The organism is Williamsia sterculiae (genome assembly GCF_900156495.1).
Taxonomy (GTDB): Bacteria; Actinomycetota; Actinomycetes; order Mycobacteriales; family Mycobacteriaceae; genus Williamsia_B; species Williamsia_B sterculiae.
In genome coordinates, this window is sequence record NZ_FTNT01000003.1 from 403,828 (window position 1) to 428,735 (window position 24,908).

Sequence of the window (24,908 nt, forward strand, 5' to 3'; positions counted from 1 at the left end):
CCCGGGCGCGGATCCCGGCAGGGAGGACACCATGATCCTGCTGTTGTCGACGTCGGACACCGACCTGATCACCGCCCGTTCCAGTGGTGCCGACTATGTGGTCGCCAACCCGGCCCGGCTGCTGCTCGACGACCTACCCGCTCTGCTGGCGCAGGCCGACCTCGTGGTGGTCCGGATCCTCGGCGGCAAGCGAGCCTGGCCCGAGGGTGTGGACGCGGTGCTCGCGGCGGGCAAGCCGACCGTCGTCCTGTCCGGCGAACAACTACCCGACCCCGATCTGATGTCCCTGTCGACGGTGCCCGGCGGGGTGGCTGCCGACGCACACAACTATCTCGCCCAGGGCGGCACCGCGAACCTGACCAACCTGCATGCTTTCCTCTCCGACACCGTGCTGCTCACCGGCCACGGGTTCGCCGCACCGGAGGAGGTGCCGCACTGGGGCGTGTTGGACCGCGACGCGGCGGAGATCGATGCGGATGCTCCCGCGGTCGCCGTCCTCTACTACCGCGCTCAGCACCTGGCCGGGAACACCGCCTACATCGACGCCCTGTGCGCGGCGATCGAGGCGAAGGGGGCCCGCGCCGTCGGCATCTACTGCGCGTCGCTGCGCACCGCCCCCGACGATCTGATCGAGACCCTGGGCACGACCGACGCGCTGGTGGTCACCGTGCTCGCCGCGGGTGGCACCACCCCGGCCACCGCGTCGGCCGGTGAGCAGGACGAGAACTGGAACATCGAGCGGCTGGCCGCGCTGGACATCCCGATCCTGCAGGGCCTGTGCCTCACCGGTTCCCGCGCCGACTGGGATGCCAACGACGACGGCATGTCGCCGCTGGACGTGGCCACCCAGGTCGCGGTGCCGGAGTTCGACGGACGCATCATCACCGTTCCGTTCTCGTTCAAGGAGTTCACCGACGACGGCTTGCCGACCTATCGGCCCGATCTCGAACGGTGTGCGCGGGTCGCGGGCATCGCGGTACGGCACGCGCGGTTGGGCAGCATCCCGGCGGCAGATCGCCGAGTCGCGGTGATGCTCTCGGCGTATCCCACCAAGCACGCGCGCATCGGCAACGCCGTCGGCCTGGACACCCCGCGCAGCGTTGTGCACCTGCTGCGCGCGATGCTGAGCGCGGGTTATGACCTGGGCGACCCCGCCGACATCCCCGGCCTGGCCGAGGACGATCCGGATGCCCTGATGCATGCGCTGATCGCCGCCGGTGGTCAGGACGAGAACTGGCTCACCGAGGAGACCCTCGCCGCCAACCCGATCCGGCTCTCCGCCGCCGACTACCGGGCCTGGTTCGCCACCCTGGACCCGTCGCTGCGGGAGTCGATGGAGGAGCACTGGGGCCAGGCCCCCGGTGAGTTGTTCGTCGACCGGTCGCGCAATGCCGACGGTGACATCGTCATCGCCGCCATGGAGTTCGGCAACGTGGTGTTGATGGTGCAGCCGCCGCGCGGCTTCGGCGAGAACCCCGTCGCGATCTACCACGACCCCGATCTGCCACCCTCGCACCACTATCTGGCCTGCTACCGGTGGTTGGCCGCGCAGCACCACGGCTTCGCCGCCGACGCCGTGGTCCACGTCGGTAAACACGGCAACCTGGAGTGGTTGCCCGGCAAGACACTCGGGATGTCGGCATCGTGCGGCACCGACGCCGCACTCGGTGACCTGCCGATGATCTACCCGTTCCTGGTCAACGACCCGGGTGAGGGAACCCAGGCGAAACGTCGGGCGCATGCCGTCCTCGTCGACCATCTGATCCCGCCGATGGCCCGCGCCGAGAGTTACGGCGACATCGCCCGGTTGGAACAACTGCTCGACGAACACGCCAACATCTCGGCCCTGGATCCCGGCAAACTGCCTGCCATCCGCCAGCAGATCTGGACCCTGTTGCAGTCCGCGAAACTCGACAGCGACCTCGGACTGACCGAACGTCCCGACGAGGACGTGTTCGACGAGATGCTGCTACACGTCGACGGCTGGCTGTGCGAGATCAAGGACGTGCAGATCCGAGACGGACTGCATGTGCTGGGTCAGCCGCCCGCCGACGACACCGAGATCGATCTGGTGCTGGCGATGCTGCGGGCACGGCAGTTGTGGGGCGGTACGCAGAGCCTGCCCGGTCTGCGCGAGGCGTTGGGACTCGACGAGGACGCCAACGACCGTGAACGCACCGATGAGGTGGAGCGGGTGGCCCGCGCGTTGGTCGCGGATTGCGCAAAAGTCGACTGGGCGCCCGACTCGGTGGCCGACGTGGTCGCCGACCAGGGCGAGCCGGTGCGACAGATCATGCGGTTCGCGGCCACCGAGATCGTGCCGCGGCTACGGCAGACCACCCAGGAGATCCCCCGGGTACTGCATGCACTGGACGGCGGCTTCATCCCCGCCGGTCCGAGTGGGTCGCCGTTGCGCGGGTTGATCAACGTGCTGCCCACCGGGCGCAACTTCTACTCGGTGGATCCCAAAGCGGTGCCGTCGCGGCTGGCCTGGGAAACCGGCCGGGCGATGGCGGATTCCCTGGTGGAGCGGTATCTGACCGATCAGGGCGAGTACCCGCGGTCGGTGGGTCTGTCGGTGTGGGGGACCAGTGCCATGCGGACCTCAGGTGACGACATCGCCGAGGTGCTCGCGCTGCTCGGTGTGCTACCGGTCTGGGACGAGGCGTCTCGCCGGGTGACCTCGCTCGAGGTCATCGATCTGACCGAGCTGGGCCGACCGCGCATCGACGTCACCATCCGGATCTCAGGTTTCTTCCGCGACGCGTTCCCGCATGTGGTGACCATGCTCGACGACGCGGTGCGGATGGTTGCCGCCCTCGACGAACCCGACGATCGCAACTATGTGGCCGCGCACGCCCGCGCCGACGCCGCCGAACAGGGTGAGCGTGACCCGGCGACGGTCGCGACCCGCGTGTTCGGATCTCGGCCGGGCACCTACGGAGCGGGGTTGCTGCAACTCATCGACAGCAAGCAGTGGCGATCCGACGACGACCTCGCCGAGGTGTACACGGCCTGGGGCGGATACGCCTACGGGCGTGGCCTGGACGGGGTGGCAGCTGTCGACGACATGCGCACCGCGTATCGGCGGATCTCGATAGCCGCGAAGAACACCGACACCCGCGAACACGACATCGCCGACTCCGACGACTACTTCCAGTACCACGGCGGGATGGTCGCCACCGTGCGTGCGCTCACCGGATCGTCACCGGAGGCGTACGTCGGTGACTCCACCCGACCCGACTCGGTGCGCACCCGCACGCTGAGCGAGGAGACGCACCGCGTCTTCCGCGCACGGGTGGTCAACCCGAGATGGATCGGCGCCATGCAACGGCACGGATACAAGGGTGCCTTCGAGATGGCGGCCACCGTGGACTACCTGTTCGGGTATGACGCCACCACCGGAGTGGTCGACGACTGGATGTACGAGCGCCTGACCGAGGCCTACGTCCTCGACGAGAAGAACCGCGAGTTCATGACGGCATCCAATCCGTGGGCGCTGCACGGTATCGCCGAACGTCTGTTGGAGGCGGTGGGCCGCGACATGTGGAGCGAACCACCACCGGAGATGCTCGAGGAGCTGCGCGCGATCTATCTGGCGGCGGAGGGTGACATCGAGGGACAGTGATGGCCCTCACGGGACGATCAGGGACCTCGGGAGAAGATCTGGTCGCTCGTTCGTTGGTCGATCGAGTGAGCGGGAAGGACCGACATGAAGCTGCTGCTGTTCGTGCTGTACCTCGTGGTGGAGGTGAGCGCCTTCGTCGGGCTCGCCTACCTGGTGGGGTTGCCCTGGACCATCCTCGCGACCATCGCGACGGTGGTGATCGGTTTCTGGCTGCTGGCCCGACGCGGGGCCTCGGTCGTCGCCGACCTGCGGCGCACCGCCCGGGGTGAACTCCGGCCCACGTCGTCGCTTGGCGACACCGCACTGCTGGCGGTGTCGACCGCCCTGATGCTGATCCCCGGCCTGGTCACCACCGTCGCCGGGATCCTCCTGCTGATCAAGCCGGTCCGGGTGGCGTTGCGTCCGGTGGTCGCCGCGATCGGTGCGCGCCGGATGGCTCGGGCCGTCGACGGCAGCCGCGTCGGGTACCCAGGGTTCGGGCCCACCCGGGTCACCGTGATCGACGGTGAGGTGGTCGATCCGTCGGCCGGGACCGGGCCGTCGGTGCGCTCGCTGCGCTGACCGGCTACGGGGTCGGGCCCGGGGGTGTACCGGTGCGCCGGGTACCACGGGTGACAAGGCACACTGAACCCTCGTGACAACCCAACTCCTGCTCGGTGGACAGGTCTACTCCCACGACGTCCCCGACGCGACGGCCATGGCGGTCACCGACGGGGTGGTGGCGTGGGTCGGTGTCGACCACGTGGGTCGGTCCCTGCATCCCGGAGCCGAGGTCATCGACCTCGACGGCGCGTTCGTCGCCCCGGCATTCGTCGACACCCACGTACATCTGACGTCCAGCGGGTTGTCGCTGGGCGGACTCGATCTCAGCGAGGCGACCAGCGCCACGGACTGTCTCGACCGACTCCGCACCCACGCGGCGCAGAGCGACGACGACATCATCTGGGGACTGGGTTGGGACTCGTCCGCGTGGGCGGATCCCACCGAGTTCACCACCTCCGACGTCGACGCCGCGGTCGGTCGTCGAGCGGTCTACCTGGCTCGTATCGATGAGCACTCCGCGGTCGTGTCGTCGGCGCTGCGCGCACTCGCCCACGACGTGGACGAGGCCCCCGGGTTCGATGCCGAGGGAGCGTTGACCGCCGAAGCCCATCACCGTGTCCGGGGTGCCGCGCGGACGTTGCTCCGGGGTCGGCAACGCGAACGTGCACAACGCCGTGCCCTGGATTTCGCCGCCGCACACGGCGTGGTGGCGGTGCACGAGAACGGTGGCCCCGACATCAGCGGCCTCGACGACCTGCTCGCCCTGAGCGATCTCGGGCACCCGGTGCACATCCGGCGGTACTGGGGTCAGGCGGCCACCGATGCCGACGAGGTGGCGTCGTTGATCGCCACGACCGGCGCCGACGGGTTGGCCGGTGATCTGTTCATCGACGGTGCGATCGGCTCGCACACCGCGTGGTTGACGGCGCCGTACGACGACGACCCCACCATGACCGGTGTCGCCTACATGGATTCCGACGCGGTGTACGCGCACCTGCGCTCGTGCACCGCGGCCGGTGTGCAGGCCGGGTTCCACATGATCGGCGATGCCGCCACCGCCTGTGTGGTCGGCGCGCTGCGTCGACTGGTCGACGAGTTCGGTGGTCCGGCGGTCGCCCGCTGCGGCCACCGACTCGAACACGTGGAGATGACCGACGCCGGGGACGCCGCCGTCTTCGCCGCGGCCGGGGTCATCGCGAGCATGCAACCCCTGTTCGACGCCCTGTGGGGCGGTCCGGGCCAGCTCTACGCCCAGCGGCTCGGCGTCGATCGCGGCAGCAGGCTGAACGACTTCGCGACCCTCGCGCGCGCCGGGGTGGGGTTGGCGTTCAGTTCGGATTCACCCGTCACCCCCATCGATCCCTGGTCCACCGTCCGGGCCGCGGTGCACCACAACAACCCGGTCAGCGCCGTGTCGGCGCGGGCCGCGTTCACCGCCTGCACCCGCGGCGCCTGGCGCGCGGGCGGCGTGCGCGATGGTCTGACCGGCACCCTGACCCCGGGTGCCCCCGCGCACTACGCGGTCTGGGACGCCGATGACCTGGTGGTGGCCGGGTCGTCGGACGACGTGCAGCGTTGGTCAACCGACCCGCGATCGCGCGTGCCTGCCCTTCCCGACGTCGCGCCCGGTGGTCGACTCCCGCGATGCCTGCGCACCGTGCGCGACGGGCGCACCATCTACGACGCCGCCGCGGGGGTCGTCGAGGCCGACGCATGACGGTTCGCGACCGGTTGGCCGCGGCGCCGGACCGGGCCGCCGTGGTGCGCTGGGCGGTGCCGACCGTGATCGCCGCCGTCGCCGGTGTGCTGCTGTGGGCGGCCTTCCCGCCGCGCAACCTGTGGTACCTGGCGGTCTTGTCGACCGCGGCGTTCGCCGGTCTGTTGCGGTGGCGGCGACCGCGCGTCCGCACCGGCCTGTGGTGGGGGTTCGTCTACGGGTTGGGCTTCTACCTTCCGCTGCTGCCGTGGATCGGCGTCTATGTGGGGCCGCTGCCGTGGATCGCGCTCGCTGTTGCGTTGGCGCTGTACCAGGGATTTTTCGGCGTGGTCGCGACCCTGACCATGCGGCTGCCCGGCGCACCGGTCTGGTTCGGGTTGTCGTGGGTGGCGGTGGAATGGCTGCGGTCGAATTTCCCGTTCGGCGGATTCCCGTGGGGACGGGTCGCGTTCAGTCAGGTGGGCAGCCCACTGCTGCCGGTCGCCGCGCTGGCGGGTGCCCCAGGATTGTCGTTCGCGGTGGTGCTCACCGGTGCTAGCCTGGCCACGCTGGTGGTGACGGGGACACGACGGACCCGTTCGTCCGGCGACGTACGCGGCGCGGTGGTCGGTGTGGTCTGCCTGCTCGTCGGTCCGGTCTGCGCCGCGGTGATGTGGTCACCGGTACACGATCGCGACGAGTCGTCGGATACCGTGACCATCGCCGTCGTCCAGGGCAACGTGCCGCGTCTGGGCCTCGATTTCAACGCGCAACGACGCGCGGTCCTGGACAACCACATCGCCGAGACGGCCCGTCTGGCCGCGTCGATCCGCGCTGGACGAGAGCCCCGGCCCGACGTGGTGCTTTGGCCGGAGAACGCCTCCGACATCGACCCCCTGCGCAACGCCGACGCCGCGGCTGAGATCGGGGCGGCATCGGCCGACGTCGGTGCACCCATCCTGGTGGGCACCCTCATCTACGGCGACGACCGTGACGACCGACCCACCAACACGGTGCTGGTCTGGGATGGTGAGCGAGGACCGATCGGCCGCTACGACAAGAAGATCATCCAGCCGTTCGGCGAGTACCTGCCATGGCGCAGCTTCTTCCGGCTGTTCTCCTCCTACGCCGACCAGGCGGGCAACTTCCGGCCCGGCTCGGGGCCGGGCGTGTTGACGGTGCGTGCCGCGACCACCACCAGCGAGCAGCTCCGGGTGGGTGTCTCGACCTGTTGGGAGGTCGCCTTCGACCGGTCGGCGCGTGACGCGGTCCGCAACGGTGCGCAGTTGCTCGATGTGCCCACCAACAACGCCACCTTCGGACGTACGCAGATGACCTACCAGCAGCTGGCGATGTCGCAGGTTCGTGCGGTCGAGCACGGTCGGACGGTCGCCGTGGCGGCGACCACCGGGGTGAGTGCGATCGTCGCTCCCGACGGGTCGGCGACGCGACAGACCGACTTCTTCACCCCTGCGCATCTGACCGCGCGGGTGCCGCTGCAGACGACGACCACCCTGGCCACCCGGATGGGTGCGGTGCCCGAGCTGCTCGGCGTGGTCGTTGCGGCGCTCGGGTTTTTGTTCGCGCTGGTCTTCCGTACTAGGTTCAGTGGACGCATGCGACGACACGCCGTGCCTTCCGGAACCCGCGACGGGTCCGGACCTGGTGTTTCATCGACACGAGCCGTGGTCGCATCGCCCACCGCACAGAGAGCAAAGGAGCCCGATGGCAGCGGGGACTGACGAGTCGAACCCGGCTGGCGACAGCAGGGTGGCGGCCGACGCGACGGCCACCGACCCCACGCCCACACCGGTGGTCGATCCGACCGGAACCGGGGCTCTGGTGATCATCCCGACGTTCAACGAGCGCGAGAATCTTCCGGTCATCACCGAACGCCTGCTGGGGTCCCTGCCCGGTATCACCGTCCTGGTGGTCGATGACGACAGCCCGGACGGCACCGGTGATCTGGCCGACCGACTGGCTGCGGACGACCCGGCCGGTCGCATCAAGGTCATGCACCGGACCGGCAAGGGCGGCCTCGGTACCGCATACCTGGCCGGCTTCCGGCAGGGTCTCGACGACGGTTTTCAGGTCTTGGTGGAGATGGACGCCGACGGCAGCCATGCCCCCGAGCAGTTGTCCCGGTTGTTGGAGAAGGTCAACGAGGGATACGACCTGGTCATCGGGTCGCGCTATGTTCCGGGTGGCGAGCTGGTGAACTGGCCCCGCCGCCGCGAACTGCTCTCGCGTGGGGCCAATCTGTACGCACGGTTGGCTCTGGGCTCGAGCGTGCACGACATCACCGCCGGATACCGGGCCTACCGCCGCGCGGTGTTGGAGAAGATCGCCCTGGACACGGTCGATTCGCAGGGATACTGCTTCCAGATCGACCTCGCCTGGCGCGCTCTGCAGGCCGGGTTCCGGGTGGGCGAGGTACCCATCACCTTCACCGAGCGCGAGATCGGCGAATCGAAGATGAGCGGCTCGGTGATGGGCGAGGCATTCTTCAAGGTCGCCCGCTGGGGTCTCGACCATCGGCTGGAGAAGGTGGGCATCAAGCGGGTCTGAACGCGAGACGGGTGGTCGGGGCCTGTGCCCGCGACCACCCGTGTCGGTGCGATCCAGAGAGTTCTTCGATCAGCTGGTGAGGCCCTTGCGACGCTGCTTGAGCAGATCCATCCGCTCGTTCAGCAGCACCTCCAGCTCGTCCTCGGAACGCCGCTCGAGCAGCATGTCCCAGTGGGTACGCGGCGGTTTGGTCTTCTTCTCCTCGGGTTCGGCGCCCTCGAGGATGGTGCCTTCCATCCCGTTCTTGCAAGGCCACTTCGACGGGATCTCCGCGTCGTCCGCGAACGGGACCTCGAAGATCTCCCCGTTGTCGGTCCGGTACTGCACCAGTCGTCGAGGAGCCAGGTCGTGGTCACGATCGGTCTCGTAACTCACGGCACCCAGCCGGCTGCCTCGAAGTACTCGATCTGCCATTCGTGAAGTCCTCTCTCCTCGGTCTCGTCTCGACCCGGACCACCCCACAACGCGCGGACCCGGTCGGACATTCCCCGCACAGCCGATCGGGCCCGCGTCCCACCCGGCGGTGTGGTGACGATCCACCGCGGTGCGGCCGCTACTGCGTGCCCGACGCCCCCTGCGCGGCGCTCAACAGGAACATTCTACGCGCCACACCTCCGCCGGTCACATCGCGGCGCTGTGGGTCGCGGTAGCCTCGGCGCCATGACGACCGCAGACAGGCTCGGCACGCGTAAGCCGTACGCCTGTGCGTGGTGTGGCCGCGAGATCGTCGACAGTGGCTCCGGCCGCCGCCGCCGGTACTGCAAGCAGGCCTGCCGACAACGCGCCTACGAGAGCCGGTCGTCGGGTGACACGTCTGTCCCTGACGATGCGGTGGTGCTGAGTTCACATCAGGCGACCGATCTGCGCGACCGCCTGTTCGCTCTCCGCTGTGGGGTCGAGGACCTCGACACCGCTCTGCGGGAAGGCGCCGAACACGACGAACTGACCGCGATGTCGCGCGACCTGCTGTCGATGGCGCGGGAAGCCGAACGGCTGCGCTGACGGGTCAGCGAGTGATGAAACGCTCCACCGGCGCGGGTGCGCCACCCGCGGATTTCACGGCCTCACCCGGGTGCCGCGCCGAGATGCCCTCACCGATCGCCTCGAGCTTCCAGTCCGGCCCGGCCCGATAGACCTTGGCCATGACGAGACCGGTGAACGGCATGCCGCCGGCGAGCGTGTACCGGGCCAGTTCGATGTCGGTGGTCGCGTCGACCAGACGGCAGAACGCGTTGTCGATCTGTTCGAACGTCTGGCCCTGATACGAGGTCACGATGAACAGGATCTGGTCGACGCTCGGGTGTATCCGGGTGAGATCTACGTCGATCACCTCGTCGTCGCCCTCACCCTCGCCGGTGAGGTTGTCGCCGCGATGCCGGATGGAGGCGTCCTTGGACACCAGTTGTCCGTAGTAGGCGATGTCGATGACCCGTCCGCCGGACACCAGGATCGCCGACGCGTCGAGGTCGATGGCCGAGCTGCGCGCCGAGGAGAGAAACCCTCCTCGCTTGGTGATCGGATCCCAGCCGAGGCCCATCATGATGCGGGTCAGCGCGACCCCGCCGTCCTTCTTCAACGACACCCGCTGCCCCTTGGTGAGGCTGATCGGGCGGTCCTTGGTCAGGCTGACCTCACCCGCTGCACCCGCTGCGAGGTCGGCGGTCCGCTGATGCTGCGGCGCCGCGGTGGGGCGCTCGTACCGCGGCGCCGCGGTGGCTGGCGGGGGTGGTGGTGCGGGTGCTGTCGGGGCTGCAGGAGGCGTCGGGGCGGGCTGATCGTCGACGGACACCCCGTGGTCGGTGACCAGGGCCGCGAATCCGCCCGCGTACCCCTGCCCGACTGCGCGCACCTTCCAGGCACCACCGCGGCGATACACCTCGAGAGCGATGACGATCGACTCCGAGGACAAGCCGTCGATGGTGTAGTTGTAGAGCTCCTGACCGCCTGCGATCACATGCGCGACCGGTGCCGCGACGGCGCCGAACGTGCCGCTGTCGAGGGTGATGACCGCCCGTACCTGAGCGATGTCGGCGGGGATGGCCGACAGTGTCAGCTCCAGCGTGCCGATACCCGCGCCGCCTCGGAGGGCCACGCCCGGACCGGTGGGTTGGTTGTAGAACACGAAGTCGGCGTCGGTGCGCACCGTGCCGTTCTCCGTCACCAGCAACGCGGACACATCACCGGCCGTGGCCAGGTCCACCGACACGGTGACCGCGTCTGTGTTCAGCGGGCCGTTCTGCCCCTTCGCCAGCGTCATCGTCATGTGTAGTGCCTCTCTCCGGCGTGTGCGCCCGGGTGATCGTGATGTGCGGACACGTCCATCGTGTCCCCGACGGAGTCGGTCTCGATGTCCCCGACGGAGTCGGTCTCGATGTCCCCGACAGAGTCTGTCCCGTTGTTACCGACGGAGTCGGTCTCCACCTGCTGCGTCAGCCATGTCAGCAGTTCCTCGGCCGCGGACGCCCCGTCGGAGTCGGTGACGGCGACCGACGGCGCCGACCAGCCCAGTTCCTCCAGTTCCCCGTGCCGGGGACGGATGGCGCCGGCGGCGGCGGCCAGGACCGGGATGTCCAGGGCGCCGTCCCCGGCCGCGAACAGCCGCTCCCGAGACCCCCCGATGCGGTCGAGGATCTCGTCGACGGCATTCATCTTGGTCAGCCCGTCGGGCATCAGATACACCTTGCGACCCTGCCGCGAGAGGTTCCAACCGCGGGCTGCCACCGCATCCCGCCATCGCGGTAGTCGGTCGTCGGGTAGGGCGGCGACGTCGACCACGGCGTAGCAGAACAAGTCGTCGGCGAGTCGGGTCGCGTGCATCCAGGCACTGCCGGCGTCGGCGGAGAAGAGCGCGGCGACCTCGGACAACGGCGCGGAGTCGCGCCGGAGGCGATCACGGACCCGTCGGTGCCACTGGGCGTCGGGCTCACCGTCGCACAGCAGGGTTCCACCATTGGCGGCCACCGCGTATCGCGGCATCGGCAGCGGCAGCCGTACCCGCCGGTACTGCTCGACGGTGCGGGTGGTGCAGGGGACCACGGTGGCCCGCGTGGTCAGCCGCTCGAGCAGACCCATCGCTGGCACCGTCATGAACGACTGCGGGTTGTCGCGGTAGACCTCGACGCACCGCAACGCGTCCTGCGACACCGCGCCTGCGGCCGCTCGCGAGTAGATCAGCGTGCGGTCCAGATCCAGCACGACCGTCGGGGGAACGAATCCGGCCGCGGTCACGACACCGTCCTGATCAGACCGACGCAGGAATAGGCGAGGTCGTCGACCACGTCGATCGGGACGCCGCGGGCCTCGGCCAACGCCCGGATATGTGCGTGTTCGGGGTCGTCGGCGCGACGGACCAACACCCGCCACGGCACCCGCCGCAGCAGCACCCGCGTCGTCTCACCCACCCCGGGCTTGACGAAGTTGACCGACTCGATGCCGTAGTGCGCGGCAACGTCTTCGACCGATCGCCAGCCCGCCCAGGTGGGCAGGCGATCGCTGCCGCGGACCGCGGACACCGCCTCGGTCACGTCGTCTCCGATCGTCGGATACCAGGCGCTCACCGCGTCCAGGAGACGACCGGACACGTCGGCGTCGGCCAGGTCGGCGTAGAACTTGGCCCCGTGGAAATCGTCCGGCCCGATCAGGTCGGCGTTGAGGACGGTGCGTGACACCAGACCCGAGACCGTGGAGTTCAGACATGCGGAGGCGATGAGGAAGTCGTCGCGGGTGCCGAATGTGCGCACGCACGAACCGGGGTCGGCCAACACGGCGAGGTCGGGGTCGAACACCGGACCACCCGACGCGGACAGGTCGGCCAGTGCCTCCCGGAGTTCCCCGGCGATCGCCCCCTTCCCGGTCCATCCGTCGACGAACACCACCCGGGAGGGGTCGTGATGGGCGGCCAACCAGCCCATCGCCACCCGATCGATCCCGCGGTCACGGATGATGGAGACCGCATAATGCGGCAGCTCCAGCCCATGCTGGGCCGCGGCCCAGCGTCTCATCAGGATGCCCACCGGCGTACCCGCTCGGGCCAGCGACGCCAACACCACGTCGTCACCCCGTTCGGCGAGGACAAGCTCGGTGACCGCACCCACCGCCACCGCGAGCCGCCGGGCCGTGGCCTCGAGCACCTCGTCGAACAACCGCCCATAGCGTTCATCCGGTTGGTACTCGACCGGCAACGATTCCGCGTAGTGCGCCACCCCGGATTGAATCCGCTGCTCTCGCAAGGCCACGTCGGCCTCGAGGTCCACGTGGGAGAGATCCGTGAGCAACCACCCGACCTCGTCGGGGGCGTAGGACCCGAAGTCCGGTCCCCGCAAGGGCTCCGGTGACGAGCTCGTGGCCCGGCCGCGAACCGCGGTGACCGCGGTGCCGCCGACCACCACGACCAGGGGGTCGTCACCCCCGGCCCGCAACGCCGACACCAGACCACCGGGTGCGGTGAGGGCGTCGGTGTCCGCGGCCGGGTCCACCAGCACCACGAGCCGCGCACCCGGGACCGCTGCTTCGGCGTTGTAGAGATACCGATCAGGCGCGACGTCGGTCTCCGGGGCGATGAACCGGTATCCGCGGCGCAACGGGTAACCGGGGTCGTCGACCACATAGGCGGGGGAGCGGGTGGTGGTCTGCGTGTAGACGGGCGCGTCGAGCTCGGCGTCGAGAGCTGCGGCCACCCGCAGCGGCAGGTACATGAGTTCTTCGTGACCGACCACGACCAGCGGACGGTCGCGATCGACGTGGTCGACGATGGTGGCCGCGATGCGGTCGACCTGTTCGGCGAAACGCCCCCGATCGTCGTCGCGGATGCCGTGACGTCCGCCGTCGGGCAGGTCCGGCGGCCAGGCACAACGAATCGGCTCGCACGCACCGGATTCCGTCCCGGTGATCAGCGACGGCCCGGGCAGCGCCGATACCCGCGAGGCGAGGTCGGCGGGGATCTCGGCACGGCCGCGCACCAACGCCACGAAGTCCACCTGGGCTCCGAGCGCAGCCGCACGCGCTGCACAGCGCTCCCGATCGGGGCCCGAGCGCAGGTCGATCAGGGCCGAGACCACGTACCGCGCCCGTGGCGCCACCCGATGCAGTTGTTCGATCGCGTCGAACGCGGTCTTTCCGGTGCTGATCTCGTCATCCACGAGCACCAGCGCAGACGAGTTGACCAGGATCGCCGGGTCACCAGGGGTGATGAGATGGTCGGTGGCATGCGAGTGCCCCTCGGTGAACCCGGTGAGTACCGTTGCCCCGGCCACCCGCCGCCGCGTCGAGTGCAGATATCGCGGCGCCCGTAACCGTTCGGCGACGACGTGCCCGAGACCGGTTGCCGTCTCGGCGAACCCGAACACCGTGACATCCGTTTCGGCGGCCAGCAGGGCGGCCACCGCGTCGGCGAGATCGTCACCCGCGGCGATCACCGCCGACGGTCGTGCGGGCACATGTTTGCCGAGGACCCGCGACACCCACAGGTGTCCGCGGCGCGGGTTGCGACGCAAGCCCGCGACGATGAGGTCATCGAGTTGCCACCCGCCGAAGCCCGGCCCCACCTGCGCGGCACGCACACCGAATCGTGCGGTGGCCCAGGCACGGTGATCGGACTCGACGACGTCGACGCCGCGTTCGTCGATCATCGGTCGACCACCGCGGTGAGGAGTTCGATGATCCCGACGTCGGGCCGGGTCACCCCGAACACGCGGGCGCGGACCAGGGTGCGTCGCGCCCAGTTCGTGTGGGGCCGAACCTCGTTCATCTTGTTGCCGTATTCGCTGGCCTGCACACCACCGAGGTCGTCGGCGCCCGCGATGGCGGCCGCGTCGACGTACTCCTCGTGGGACACGGCGTAGGTGGAGTGGACCACGTTGACATGCGACGGATGTATGACCGTCTTTCCCTGCAGACCGTTCGCGCGGTCGAGCACCAGTTCGCGTAGCAGCCCGTCGAGGTCCCTGCTGACCAGGCGTTTGCGGAACCGGACAGCGTCGATCTCCTCGAAAGGCGTGTGCCGCAACATCGGTCGGAACATACGTTCATGCGAGTTGTAGTACTCCCAGACGGGCCCGGTGATGAGGAAGCCGGTGCCGTCGGCCCGACCCAGCACGTTGACGATGGCCGCGATGGCCGAGGCCACCGGATGCACGTCGTAGATGGTCAGGTCCGGGTCACGACGGATACCGAACGCCCCGCTGAGATCGGCGGCGCCGATCCGCACGGCGAGCACGCGTGACCGGTGCCGGTCCAGCAGGCGGTGGATCCCCGCCAGTTCCCGGTCGCGTGTCTCGAGGTGCAGGACCCGAGCCGACTCGATGATCGGCATCGCGTACAACCGTCGGCCCACCGTCACTTCTGCGCTGACGATCCGATCGAGGTATGCGGGTCCGGTCGCGGCCGAGAACTTGGGCACCACGAATCCGGTGAGGGCGGGGACGTCAGCGCCCGCGAGGTCGAGCAGTTCGTCGATCTGCTCGGGTCGACGCACCCGGACGAACAGCATCGGCGTACGCGGTCGCGTGTCCGCCTCGACCAGTGCCGCCGCGGCGTTACGCAGTCCGGCGACCACCTCGTGGTCGGCGACCGCATCCTCGAGATCGATGACCATCGATACCGAGCCCGCGGCACCGGCCTTGGCGATCGCGTCGACCAGTCGGGGCCGGGTTGCCGGTGTGTAGAGGGTGGCGCCCAACGCCACCGCGGTGACGTCTTTGTCGGCGGTGACGTCGACGACGTCGGGAACGCGATGGAACAACCGTTCTCGGTCGTCGTGGTCGAGAACGGGGAAGTGCGCAACGGTCCTCGCGGCCGTGGACCGTTCGGCATCGGCCCCCATCAGCGACGCGCCCGCATCTTGTCCACCACGTCGGCCACGAATGCCGAGATCCGGTTGAGCTCCGTCAGATATGCCCAGTAGTCGGGATGTCGTCCCTGCAGGGCGGCGCCCGCGCGGTCCACCCGATCCTGTTGGGCGTCGAGTACCGATCCCCACTGCGCCACCTGACCCCGGCTCACCGCGAGCAACTGGGCGTCGCGGATCTGGAACCGCGTCCGTCCCGCGGGACCGTCCGGGTCGGCCCGCACCGCACGCAGCTCGTTGAGCCGGTCGGTCACCGAGTCGACGAGATCGTCGGCCACCCCGAGTTCGGAACGGGCCTCGGTGATCGCGTCGAGCGCCGCGTCCGGATCACCGGGTACCAGCGCGGCGGCACGCGCGATCAGTCGTTCGCCCGCTGCCATTCGCTCGGCGGCGCTGCGGTCGTGTCCGGCCAGGTCGACCGAACACGGTTCACTGAACTCACGTAACAGTGCCGAGTACGCCTCCGGCATACCCGCCGCCCGAGTCTGGGCCGCCGACAGCCGGGTGCGCACCGACGCCAGCGCGCGCCGCGCCGCCTCCGACAGTGTCGGGGCGGCGGCCGTCGCGGTGCGCAACGCCGTGGCGGCCGACTCCAACCGGGAGGTCGCGCCGCGGACGTCGGACGGGTGGCGCGCCGCGTCCAACTCCACCCGGGCCGCATCGACTGCCTCTGCCGCTCGGGTCACCGAACGGTACGACCGCGCGGGTTCCGGCAGCGCGACCGCCGCACCCAGCTCGGCGTCTGCGGCCGTCCGCGCCGCCTGGGCCGCGCGTGGCACGTCGGCGAGTTCCCGCCGCGCGGTCTCCAGTCGCCCCACATGACGTCGCCGGAAGTCGTCGAGCGACTCGATGGCCTGATGAATGTCGTCGGAACACCGCGCGAACGCGGTCTCGTCCACCGGGTGGGCGTTCTCCCGGTTGGTCAACTCCAGGTACTCCTCGACGACCCGGTAGCAGTGTTCCCGCAACGGCGCGAAGTCCTGCCGCAAGGTGGCGTCCGGATGAAGGGCCTCGGACGCGTCGGCATCCTCAGCAATGGACGAAAGTCGTTGGTCCAGTTGCAGAAATGCCGCCACGAGGTCGGCCTGCGCGGAGGACACCGGGGCCTGACCGGTCTCGTCGTCCTGCCTGCGGAACCAGCGCACGCCCAAACACTACTGGGTCGTGGGCGATGGGGAACCCCGATGGCATCGACGGATCGGCCGCCCGAATGGTCCACCGGCCGTCACTTCCTGGCAGTACCCCGGCGAATTCGTCTACCGTGGTCTCCGACAACCTCGGACTTCGAAAGGACTGACATGGGTGTCAGCTTGAGCAAGGGCGGAAACGTATCGCTGACCAAGGCGGCGCCGAACCTCACGGCGGTGTCGGTCGGCCTCGGCTGGGATGTCCGGTCCACCACCGGAACCGACTTCGACCTCGACGCCAGCGCCATCGCAGCCGGTCAGGACAAGAAGGTGCTCTCGGACAAGCACTTCGTGTTCTTCAACAACCTGAAGTCCCCGGACGGTTCGATCGAACACACCGGTGACAACCTCACCGGCGAGGGTGAAGGCGACGACGAGGTCATCAACGTCGACCTCAGTGCCGTGCCGCCGGAGGTCGACAGCATCATCTTCCCGGTCTCGATCTACGACGCCGACTCGCGCTCGCAGTCGTTCGGCCAGGTGCGCAACGCGTTCATCCGCGTCGTCAACCGCGCCGACAACAACGAGTTGGCTCGATACGACCTCACCGAGGACGCCTCCACCGAGACCGCGATGGTCTTCGGCGAGCTGTACCGCAACGGTGCGGAGTGGAAGTTCCGTGCGATCGGCCAGGGTTACGCCTCCGGCTTGGCGGGAATCGCTCGCGACTACGGCGTCAACGTCTGACGCCCACCCACACAACCCTCCCGGCGGACCCCTCCAGACTATGGTGGGGTCCGCTCTGGTCTCCGCGCCCTTCCGTTTGCGCCCACCCGTCTCCCGAGAGGTATGACCCGTGATCATCAGGATCTTCGGCATCTCCTTCGTGGTCACCATCCTGTCGCTGGTGGTCGCCTTCCTCTACGACAGCTGGGAAGGTGTAGCGCTCTGCGCCATCCTCGGCGTGCTGGAGGTGTCGCTGTCGTTCGACAACGCGGTCATCAACGCAACCGTGCTGGAGCGGATGAGCGACTTCTGGCAGAAGATCTTCCTCACCGTGGGCGTGATCATCGCAGTGTTCGGCATGCGGCTGGTGTTCCCGCTGCTCATCGTGTGGATCACCGCGGGTCTCGACCCCATCCGCGCGTTCGACCTCGCGATGAACCCACCGGCGGGTGGTGCGGAGACCTTCGCCGACGGGAGCCCCAGTTACGAGAAGATCCTCACCGACGCGCACCCGCAGATCGCGGCGTTCGGCGGCATGTTCCTGTTCATGCTGTTCCTCAACTTCATCCTCGAAGACCATGAGATCACCTGGTTGAGCTGGCTGGAACGTCCGTTGGCCAAGCTGGGCAAACTCGACCAGCTCGCGGTCATCATCGCGGGCGGCACCCTCGTGTTGGTCGCGGAATTCCTCGCCGACGACCAGCATCGGGCCACCATCCTCATCGCGGGCACACTGGGCATGATCACCTACATCGCGGTGGACGGTCTGGGCTCGTTGTTCCACACCGAACAATTCGAGGAGGAACACGAGGGAGGTCCGAGCACGTTGGTGAAGGCCACCGGCAAAGCGGCCTTCTTCCTGTTCCTCTACCTCGAGGTGCTGGACGCCTCGTTCTCCTTCGACGGTGTCATCGGCGCCTTCGCGATCACCGCGGATCCGATCATCATCGCGCTCGGTCTGGGCTTCATCGGTGCGATGTTCGTCCGCTCGATCACCGTCTACCTGGTGCGGGCGGGCACGCTCTCGGAATACCGGTTCCTCGAACACGGCGCCCACTGGGCGATCGGCGCGCTGGCGATCATCCTGTTCGTCAGTATCGAGTACCACATCAACGAGATCATCACCGGCCTGGTCGGGGTCGCATTCATCGGCGCCGCCTTCGTCACCAGCATCATCGCCAATCGTCGCGACGGTGGTGACGATGCGTCCGCGGACACCGACGCCGCACTGGCGACCGCCAACGAGTGACGTCGAGGTCGCCGCGAGTCGTGTCGGGTGTCGTCGGTGTACAGTCGTACACTGAATGCGCCGAGGGGAGGACAGCTCGATGGGACGTGTGAGCCGGGACGACGTCGACCGGCGGGTGCCATCGCCTGTCGGCATCGACGACGCGGCAACCGACAGGGGTCGGGCGTCCGGACGGAATACACTGTCGTCGTGACCGGGCCCCGCCGTGACGGTGAGATCGAGCAGCGCGACGACAGCACCGTCGCTCCTGTCGAGAAGTCCGGTCGTCGTGACCGGGCGATCGCGCAGATGCTGTCGAAGACCGATCAGAACGCCACCGTGTTGCGCGCGGCGCGCGCCGCCCGTCGGATCGCGCCCGGCCCCGGCCCGACCGTGGACCTGCCCACCCGCGACCGGATGTCCGATCGGGTGGCCGACGTCCTGAACGAGGGTGAGCGACCCAGTGCCTCTCGCGAGCTCGCGCTCACCGCGGTCCAGCTGTGGCAGTCGCTACGGGCCGGCCGACGGTCGGGGACCGAGATCACCGACGTGACGATCCTCTTCACCGACCTCGTCGGGTTCTCGTCGTGGGCGTTGCGGGCGGGGGACGACAGCGTGCTCACACTGATCGGGAAGGTGAACTCGACCAGCGACGACATCATCTCCCGACACGGTGGTCGGGTGGTCAAGACGCTGGGCGATGGCCTCATGGCCGTGTTCGGCGATGCCTCCGAGGCGATCGCCGCCGCCTACGAACTGTGTGGTGCCGTCTCGGCGATCACCGTCGATGGGTACCGGCCGGCTCTGCGGGCAGGGCTGCACACCGGTACACCTCGCAAGGTCGGTGACGACTACCTGGGGGTGGACGTCAACGTCGCGGCCCGGGTGGCCGACGCCGCGTCGGACGGTGAGGTGTTGGCGACCAAGACCGCGCTCGATGCGGCGGATCCCGACAGTTATGTGCGTCGTCGGAAGCGGTTCCGTGCCAAGGGTGCGCCGCGCGACATCGAGGTGTTCTCGGTGGTCCCGCACTACGGCGACTGAGTGCGTCGACGCGGCCGTCGCCGCGAACGTCTTCCGGTCCCGACGTATCGTCGGATGCGACAACGGCGCGGGGCGGAGGAGGTCGCGATGGCTCGGCGGGGCGCATCGCCGACGGTTCGACCAGGCTCCCGATTGCGGATCTGGTCGGCCGCCTGGCTCCGGTACATACGTCGAGCCCCCGGCACCTTCGTGTGGCTCCTGATCCTCCTCGGCACGACCATCGCGGAGCACGTTCTCCCCGCCCATACCGTCACCCACCTGTTACTCGAACGCTCCACCAACCTGCACCATCTGCGCACCGATCCGTGGCGGGTCCTCTTCGTCAGCGCCATGTGGGTGGACGGTGGGTACTGGCTGGTCTATCTGCTCTTCTACAACGCAATCCACGTCCCCGCCGAACGGTGGCTCGGTACCGTGCGATGGCTCGCGGTCGTCGTCATCTCCCACGTCGGGGCGACCTACATCAGCCAGGCGGTCCTGTACTGGGCGATCCAGCACGGGCGGGCGCCGGCGTCGCGCGCCGACGTCGTCGACATCGGTGTGAGTTATGCGCTCGTCGGGGTGGCAGGTGTGCTCACCTATCGACTCCCCATGCGGTGGCGACCGCTGTATGCACTTGCCTGGCTGGGGTTGCTGTCGATCCCGCTGTGGGGTTCCTTCACCTTCACCGACGTCGGTCACTTCACATCGATGCTCATCGGTCTGCTGTGCTATCCGATCACCCGCACCATGCGACGTCCGCGACCTGCTGCGACCGTCCCCGAATCGCGACCGGTACACACCGAGGCGGCGGGTTGATTCACAGCCTCACCTCAGTCGGCCTGGCTAGGCTCACCTACATCGATGTCGACGGTGAGGACGTGGCGGATGAAGAAGTTCCTGCTGTGGGGTGGCGGGTTGCTCGTGGTGCTGGTCGTCGTGGGTGTGATCGCCGGGCCCTGGGTGTACAAGCACTGGATCGCCGGAGAACCCGACAAGGCGCTGAGCCTGCCCTCGTCGACACAGGCGGCCAGCGTGGGACTCGACGGCACCTGGACCATCGGCGCCGGCCCGTCGGAGGCCGACACCCGGACCCAGGCGGGTTACCGGGTCGACGAGACGTTGCGCGGGCAGAAGATCACGGTCAACGGACGCACCACCAAGGTCACCGGACAGTCGACGGTGGCCTCCGGCAAGTTGGAGTCGGCCACCATCGACGTCGACGTCGCCTCCATCACCAGCCCGGAATCGCAGCGCGACAATCGCTTCCGAGGGTCGAGCATCATGGACACCGGCCGCTACCCGACGGCCACCTGGAAACTGGACGCACCGGTCGATCTCTCGTCGGTGCCCGAGTCCGGTGCTGCGGTACCGATCGCCGTGAACGGGACCATGACAATCAAAGGCCAGGCTCGACAGATCTCGACCACCCTGAACGTGCAGCGTTCGGGCTCCACGCTGATCGCTCAGGGATCGGTGCCGGTCACCTGGACCGACTACGGCGTCACCCCGCCGTCGCTCGGATTCGTGGAGGTGCAACCGACCGGAACGGTCGAGTTCTTGGTCAACCTGACCAAGAGCTGACCGCCGGAACCACTGGTCGACCGGGCCGGACACCCGGTGAGTACGCTTGCCCGATGGGAATTCTCACTCCACTCGCGGTCAAGATCGGTGCCACCCCGTGGATGCCCAAGCTGCTCCCGGTGATCGTCGCGGTCGACACGCGACTGCAACGGTGGTCACGGGACCGGGTGTCTCTGCTGGACCTCGCCGGTCTACCCAACCTGACCCTCCGGGTGGCCGGACGCAAGTCTGGTGCCGTGCGGGAGACGCCCCTGCTCTGCGCACCCCGTGGTGACGAGTTCGTCATCGCAGGCTCGTACTTCGGCGGTGACAAGAACCCTGTATGGGTGCTCAACCTGCGTGCGGCCGAGCGAGCCGAGGTGATCTGGCACGGGAACACCATCCCCGTGGCGTCGCAGGAGGTGACCGGCGACGAGCGCACCGCACTGTGGGATGCGTTGCTGGCGGTGTGGCCGAACTACGCGGTGTACGAACAACGCACCACCCGCCACATCCCGGTGTTCCTGCTGACCCCGGTGGCCCCGGCGGGCCGCTGAGTTCCATGTCCGACGTCGACGCGCGACTGCGGGTGATCGCGCGGGACCTCTACGCCGGCGATCCGGCGGAGTTCGTCGACGTTCGCACGGCTCGGGTGGCGCAGGCGCGCGCGGCGGGTGACCGAGAACTCGGTACCGCCCTCGGCAGGCTTCGACGACCCACGCAGGTCGCGCGGTTGGTGAACCTCCTCGCGCGGGAACGCCCCGACGACGTCGCCGCCCTGCTCGATCTCGGGATCGAACTGACCGAGGCGCAACGTCGGCTGTCGGGGGATCGCATGCGCGAGTTGGCGCGCCGTCGATCCGCTGTCGTCGGCGCTCTGGCCCGGGCCGCGGTTGCGCTCGGCACCGACCACGGCATCACCGCCTCCGACGGCGCGGTCCGTGAGATCTCCCAGACGTTGCACGCTGCACTCGCCGATCCCGCCACCGCCGCACTCGTCCGCGACGCGCGGCTCAGCTCCGCCGTCCATTACGACGGACTGGGACCGGCGGGCCTGACCCTGGCCGGAGCCGGACCCGCCACGGACGGTCCCGGCGAGGATCGCGCCCGTACGGCCGCCGACGAGCGAACCGGACTCGCCGAGGAGTACGCGGCCGCGCAACGTCGACTCGACGGCGCGACGTCCGCCATGACCGACGCGGAGGCGGCGGCGCGCGACACGGAGGTGGCCGCGGGGGAGTTGACGTCCGAGCGGGATCGTCGGCGCGCCGACGTGGAGCGGTTACGCGATGAGCTACAGGTGAGTGAGGACGAACTGCGTGGCGTGGAGCAACGACTGCAGTTCGCCACCGCCTCCGCACGGGCCGCCGCGGCCGAGCTGGCAGCGGCGCACGACGATCTCGAGGCCGCGCGATCAGCTGTCAGGGCGTTGCGGTCCCGTCCGGACGGTGCTCCGGAATCGTGATGTAGTAGTCGATGTGACCAGCATCCACCGCGGCCAGATCTTCCACGTCGCCGGTTCTCCGGCGGTCACGGATGCGGTCGCGGCGCTCGAGTACATCGAGGACGGGGCATTGGTCGTCGACGGGAACGGTGTCATCGCATGGCTCGGCGAGTACCCGGACGTACCCGACCACTTGCACCCCGATCAATCGGACGCGGTGTCCCTCCATGACCACCGACCGGGCTTCGTGTTGCCCGGGTTCGTCGACACCCACCTGCACTTCCCGCAGACCTACGCCGGTGACTGCTACGGCGGTGGGCAGTTACTGGAGTGGCTGGAGCGGTGCATCTTCCCCTCTGAGGCCCGCTACGCCGACGAGACGTTCGCCGTCGCGGCGGCCGAGGAGTTCACCGAACGCCGCCTCCGCGCGGGGACCACGGCGGCGATGGTGTTCGGCTCGGCGTTTCCGGTCGCCCAGGACGCGCTGTTCACCGCGACCCTGGACCGTGGGCTGCGCATCGTCAGCGGCCGGGGCATCCAGACCTGCGGTCCACCAGCCGCGGAACCGCTGATCACCGGCGAGGACGACGCCATCACGATGTCCGCTGCAGAGGTGCAGCGCTGGCACGGTGCCGACACCGGTGACGTCACCACCGCGCTGGTGCAGGTGGCCCTCGTACCCCGGTTCTCGCTGTCCGTGACCCCGAGAACGCTTGCGTCGCTGGGGGAGCTGTACGACGAGCTGCGGCCCGCCGGGGTGTATGTGCACACCCATCTCAACGAGAACAACCGCCCGGGGACGGGCGAGATGGATGCCACCAAAGCCGCATACGGAGTGGAGAGCTACCTCGACACCTACGACGGTCTGTTCCTGCCCGGGGGCCGACGCGGTGGCAGCAGTCTGCTCGGCAGACGCACCATCATGGCCCACGCGGTGCACTGTCTCGACAGGGAACTGAGTCGGATGGCGGAAACCGAGACCTCCATCGCGCATTGTCCGGTGTCGCAACTGTTTCTCGGTTCCGGGACGATGCCGTGGTTGCGCACCATCCGCTCCGGGGTGAATGTCGCGCTCGGCACCGATCATGGTGCCGGTGACGAGTGGTCGATCGCCCGAGTGGTCAACGACTCCTACAAGGTGCACATCTCCGAACCCGATCACAGCGGTGTTGCGCTGCATCCGGCGGTACTGCTCTTCACCGCGACCCTCGCCGGTGCGCGAGCACTCGATCAGGAAACTCGGTTCGGCAACTTCGACGTCGGCAAGGAAGCGGACTTCCTGGTCATAGATCCCGAACGCTGGCCACCTCTGTACAACGCGATCAATCGTGCGGTCCGGTCGGACGACCCCCAGATGGCGCGCGACCAGATACTTTTCGCGGTTCTGATGCAGCTACGTGAGTCCGCGATCGCCGAGGTGCACGTCCGTGGCCACCGCGTCGGCTGAGACGGGCGCATCGAGCGTCGGCACGACCGGAACCTCGAACTGCGCCGCCGTGGACGCGACGCGTTTGGTGAGCTTGTCCTTGTACATCAACGCATCCGCGGTTCGCCAGGCACAGTCGAGTCCCTCGGCGATGCGGTACTGGGCACACCCGAGCGAGGCGCTGACCCCGGCGCGGCCGAACTCGTGCCGGATGCGTTGCTCCATCTCGTCGATCCTCACGCTCGATCGAGCGTCGAGCAACACCGCGAATTCGTCACCGCCGGTTCGGGCGATCACCGACGACTCATCCACCACACCGATGAGGATCTCCGCCGCACGACGCAACTGGTTGTCACCGGCATGATGCCCGAGTGTGTCGTTGACGTGCTTGAGCCGATCGAGGTCCACGACCACCACCGCACCCGGCTCACCGAACCGGCGAAACCGTGCCTCCTCGTCACGCAGCAGTTGTTCCCAGCCATTGCGGTTCAGCAGACCCGTGAGTGAGTCGGTCTCCGCATGCCGACGGGCCGCCTCCAGGTCGCGATGTACCGCGGTGGCGATGAGATCGGCTTCGAGGACGTTGGCAAGCAAGGACACGACCAGCGGCAGCAACCCGTCATGGTCCAGTTCCTCGGCCGTCCGCGCCCTCGGACCGAAGCCGCACACGGTCCCGAACAACGTCCCGTCCGAGGTACGTAGCGGATAGCCCACGTAACAACCGACATCAACACCCCGCCGCTGGACCAGGGCGGCGTACTCCGGGACATCGCTGACGTCGTGCGCGATGTGCGGCGCTCGACCCGTCGACGAGTACTGGCACATCGAATTCGACCACGCGATGAAGTCACCGGATGTCAGGCCGTAATGAGTGTCGGCGACGGTCAGATACACCTGCCGTTCCCCGTCGTACCGGGTGACGGCCCAGGTCTCGAGGGGCATCCTCCGACGGAGGTGGGTGATCACGTCACGAGATGCCGCGTCGAACCGCGGCGGAGACACCGGCGTGGGCGGTTGGAAAGGCATTCCATGTCCTCCCCACGCGGTTCGCGAAACGTTCGATTCGGTCATCCTACCCGGGCGGGGTCGCCG

The 24,908-nt window shown here is 68.5% G+C and carries 21 protein-coding genes; 14 read left to right on the plus strand and 7 right to left on the minus strand.

Features of this window, described 5'->3' with window-relative positions; genetic code table 11:
* Nucleotides 1-31 precede the first annotated feature (31 nt).
* The 5 genes from cobN to BW971_RS07470 all read left to right on the plus strand — a co-directional run bounded on the left by cobN (nucleotide 32) and on the right by BW971_RS07470 (nucleotide 8,435).
* The gene (cobN, locus tag BW971_RS07450) at nucleotides 32-3,628 is read left to right on the plus strand and encodes a cobaltochelatase subunit CobN (protein ID WP_076478317.1); all 3,597 of its coding nucleotides are present in this window, start codon (nucleotides 32-34) and stop codon (nucleotides 3,626-3,628) included.
* Between the two features lie 84 nt (nucleotides 3,629-3,712).
* The gene (locus tag BW971_RS07455; protein WP_076478000.1) at nucleotides 3,713-4,189 is read left to right on the plus strand and encodes an FxsA family protein; all 477 of its coding nucleotides are present in this window, start codon (nucleotides 3,713-3,715) and stop codon (nucleotides 4,187-4,189) included.
* A gap of 73 nt (nucleotides 4,190-4,262) precedes the next feature.
* Nucleotides 4,263-5,888 (plus strand): amidohydrolase, encoded by a 1,626-nt coding sequence (locus BW971_RS07460; RefSeq protein ID WP_076478002.1) that lies wholly within the window; start codon nucleotides 4,263-4,265, stop codon nucleotides 5,886-5,888.
* On the plus strand, nucleotides 5,885-7,609 hold the full coding sequence (lnt, locus tag BW971_RS07465; RefSeq protein ID WP_076478004.1) for an apolipoprotein N-acyltransferase: 1,725 nt from the start codon (nucleotides 5,885-5,887) through the stop codon (nucleotides 7,607-7,609). Before BW971_RS07460 ends, lnt begins: the two co-directional genes overlap by 4 nt.
* On the plus strand, nucleotides 7,593-8,435 hold the full coding sequence (locus BW971_RS07470) for a polyprenol monophosphomannose synthase (protein WP_083709430.1): 843 nt from the start codon (nucleotides 7,593-7,595) through the stop codon (nucleotides 8,433-8,435). The genes lnt and BW971_RS07470 overlap by 17 nt, the downstream gene beginning before the upstream one ends.
* Before the next feature lie 69 nt (nucleotides 8,436-8,504).
* Here the strand turns inward: BW971_RS07470 and BW971_RS07475 are convergent, their stop codons facing one another.
* Nucleotides 8,505-8,849 carry an RNA polymerase-binding protein RbpA gene (locus BW971_RS07475; protein ID WP_076478006.1) on the minus strand — a complete coding sequence of 115 codons (345 nt, stop codon included), beginning with the start codon at nucleotides 8,847-8,849 and terminating at the stop codon, nucleotides 8,505-8,507.
* 246 nt (nucleotides 8,850-9,095) lie between these two features.
* On the opposite strand from BW971_RS07475, the gene BW971_RS07480 reads away from it, so the two are divergent.
* Nucleotides 9,096-9,437 carry a hypothetical protein gene (locus BW971_RS07480; protein WP_076478320.1) on the plus strand — a complete coding sequence of 114 codons (342 nt, stop codon included), beginning with the start codon at nucleotides 9,096-9,098 and terminating at the stop codon, nucleotides 9,435-9,437.
* Between the two features lie 4 nt (nucleotides 9,438-9,441).
* Here BW971_RS07480 and BW971_RS07485 read toward each other — a convergent pair whose 3' ends face one another.
* The 5 genes from BW971_RS07485 to BW971_RS21450 are packed head-to-tail and all read right to left on the minus strand — an operon-like array spanning nucleotide 9,442 to nucleotide 16,424.
* A complete protein-coding gene (locus BW971_RS07485; RefSeq protein WP_200799374.1) occupies nucleotides 9,442-10,698 on the minus strand; it encodes a TerD family protein in 1,257 nt (418 codons plus the stop codon).
* Nucleotides 10,695-11,663, minus strand: coding sequence for a hypothetical protein (locus BW971_RS07490; RefSeq protein WP_076478008.1), 969 nt, complete (start codon nucleotides 11,661-11,663; stop codon nucleotides 10,695-10,697). The genes BW971_RS07485 and BW971_RS07490 overlap by 4 nt, the downstream gene beginning before the upstream one ends.
* Nucleotides 11,660-14,062: a phosphoribosyltransferase gene (locus tag BW971_RS07495; RefSeq protein WP_076478010.1), complete on the minus strand. Its 2,403-nt coding sequence runs from the start codon at nucleotides 14,060-14,062 to the stop codon at nucleotides 11,660-11,662. Before BW971_RS07495 ends, BW971_RS07490 begins: the two co-directional genes overlap by 4 nt.
* Nucleotides 14,059-15,255, minus strand: coding sequence for an HpcH/HpaI aldolase/citrate lyase family protein (locus tag BW971_RS07500; RefSeq protein WP_076478012.1), 1,197 nt, complete (start codon nucleotides 15,253-15,255; stop codon nucleotides 14,059-14,061). Before BW971_RS07500 ends, BW971_RS07495 begins: the two co-directional genes overlap by 4 nt.
* A complete protein-coding gene (locus tag BW971_RS21450) occupies nucleotides 15,255-16,424 on the minus strand; it encodes a serine/threonine-protein kinase (RefSeq protein ID WP_083709432.1) in 1,170 nt (389 codons plus the stop codon). The genes BW971_RS07500 and BW971_RS21450 overlap by 1 nt, the downstream gene beginning before the upstream one ends.
* A 153-nt stretch (nucleotides 16,425-16,577) precedes the next feature.
* On the opposite strand from BW971_RS21450, the gene BW971_RS07510 reads away from it, so the two are divergent.
* The 8 genes from BW971_RS07510 to BW971_RS07545 all read left to right on the plus strand — a co-directional run bounded on the left by BW971_RS07510 (nucleotide 16,578) and on the right by BW971_RS07545 (nucleotide 23,837).
* On the plus strand, nucleotides 16,578-17,153 hold the full coding sequence (locus BW971_RS07510) for a TerD family protein (RefSeq protein ID WP_076478014.1): 576 nt from the start codon (nucleotides 16,578-16,580) through the stop codon (nucleotides 17,151-17,153).
* 109 nt (nucleotides 17,154-17,262) lie between these two features.
* Complete coding sequence (locus BW971_RS07515; protein ID WP_076478016.1) at nucleotides 17,263-18,381, plus strand: DUF475 domain-containing protein; 1,119 nt, start codon at nucleotides 17,263-17,265, stop codon at nucleotides 18,379-18,381.
* A 189-nt stretch (nucleotides 18,382-18,570) separates the two neighbouring features.
* Nucleotides 18,571-19,404 carry an adenylate/guanylate cyclase domain-containing protein gene (locus BW971_RS07520; RefSeq protein WP_234974278.1) on the plus strand — a complete coding sequence of 278 codons (834 nt, stop codon included), beginning with the start codon at nucleotides 18,571-18,573 and terminating at the stop codon, nucleotides 19,402-19,404.
* Between the two features lie 87 nt (nucleotides 19,405-19,491).
* On the plus strand, nucleotides 19,492-20,202 hold the full coding sequence (locus BW971_RS07525) for a rhomboid-like protein (RefSeq protein ID WP_234974279.1): 711 nt from the start codon (nucleotides 19,492-19,494) through the stop codon (nucleotides 20,200-20,202).
* A gap of 69 nt (nucleotides 20,203-20,271) precedes the next feature.
* Entirely contained in the window at nucleotides 20,272-20,967 is a 696-nt protein-coding gene (locus tag BW971_RS07530) for a YceI family protein (RefSeq protein ID WP_076478020.1), read from the plus strand.
* 53 nt (nucleotides 20,968-21,020) lie between these two features.
* Entirely contained in the window at nucleotides 21,021-21,503 is a 483-nt protein-coding gene (locus tag BW971_RS07535) for a nitroreductase family deazaflavin-dependent oxidoreductase (protein WP_076478022.1), read from the plus strand.
* A 5-nt stretch (nucleotides 21,504-21,508) separates the two neighbouring features.
* Nucleotides 21,509-22,411, plus strand: coding sequence for a hypothetical protein (locus BW971_RS07540; RefSeq protein WP_076478024.1), 903 nt, complete (start codon nucleotides 21,509-21,511; stop codon nucleotides 22,409-22,411).
* A 13-nt stretch (nucleotides 22,412-22,424) separates the two neighbouring features.
* The gene (locus BW971_RS07545) at nucleotides 22,425-23,837 is read left to right on the plus strand and encodes an amidohydrolase family protein (RefSeq protein WP_076478026.1); all 1,413 of its coding nucleotides are present in this window, start codon (nucleotides 22,425-22,427) and stop codon (nucleotides 23,835-23,837) included.
* Here BW971_RS07545 and BW971_RS07550 read toward each other — a convergent pair.
* The gene (locus BW971_RS07550; RefSeq protein WP_076478028.1) at nucleotides 23,784-24,758 is read right to left on the minus strand and encodes a sensor domain-containing diguanylate cyclase; all 975 of its coding nucleotides are present in this window, start codon (nucleotides 24,756-24,758) and stop codon (nucleotides 23,784-23,786) included. The genes BW971_RS07545 and BW971_RS07550 overlap by 54 nt on opposite strands.
* Between the last annotated feature and the right edge of the window lie 150 nt (nucleotides 24,759-24,908).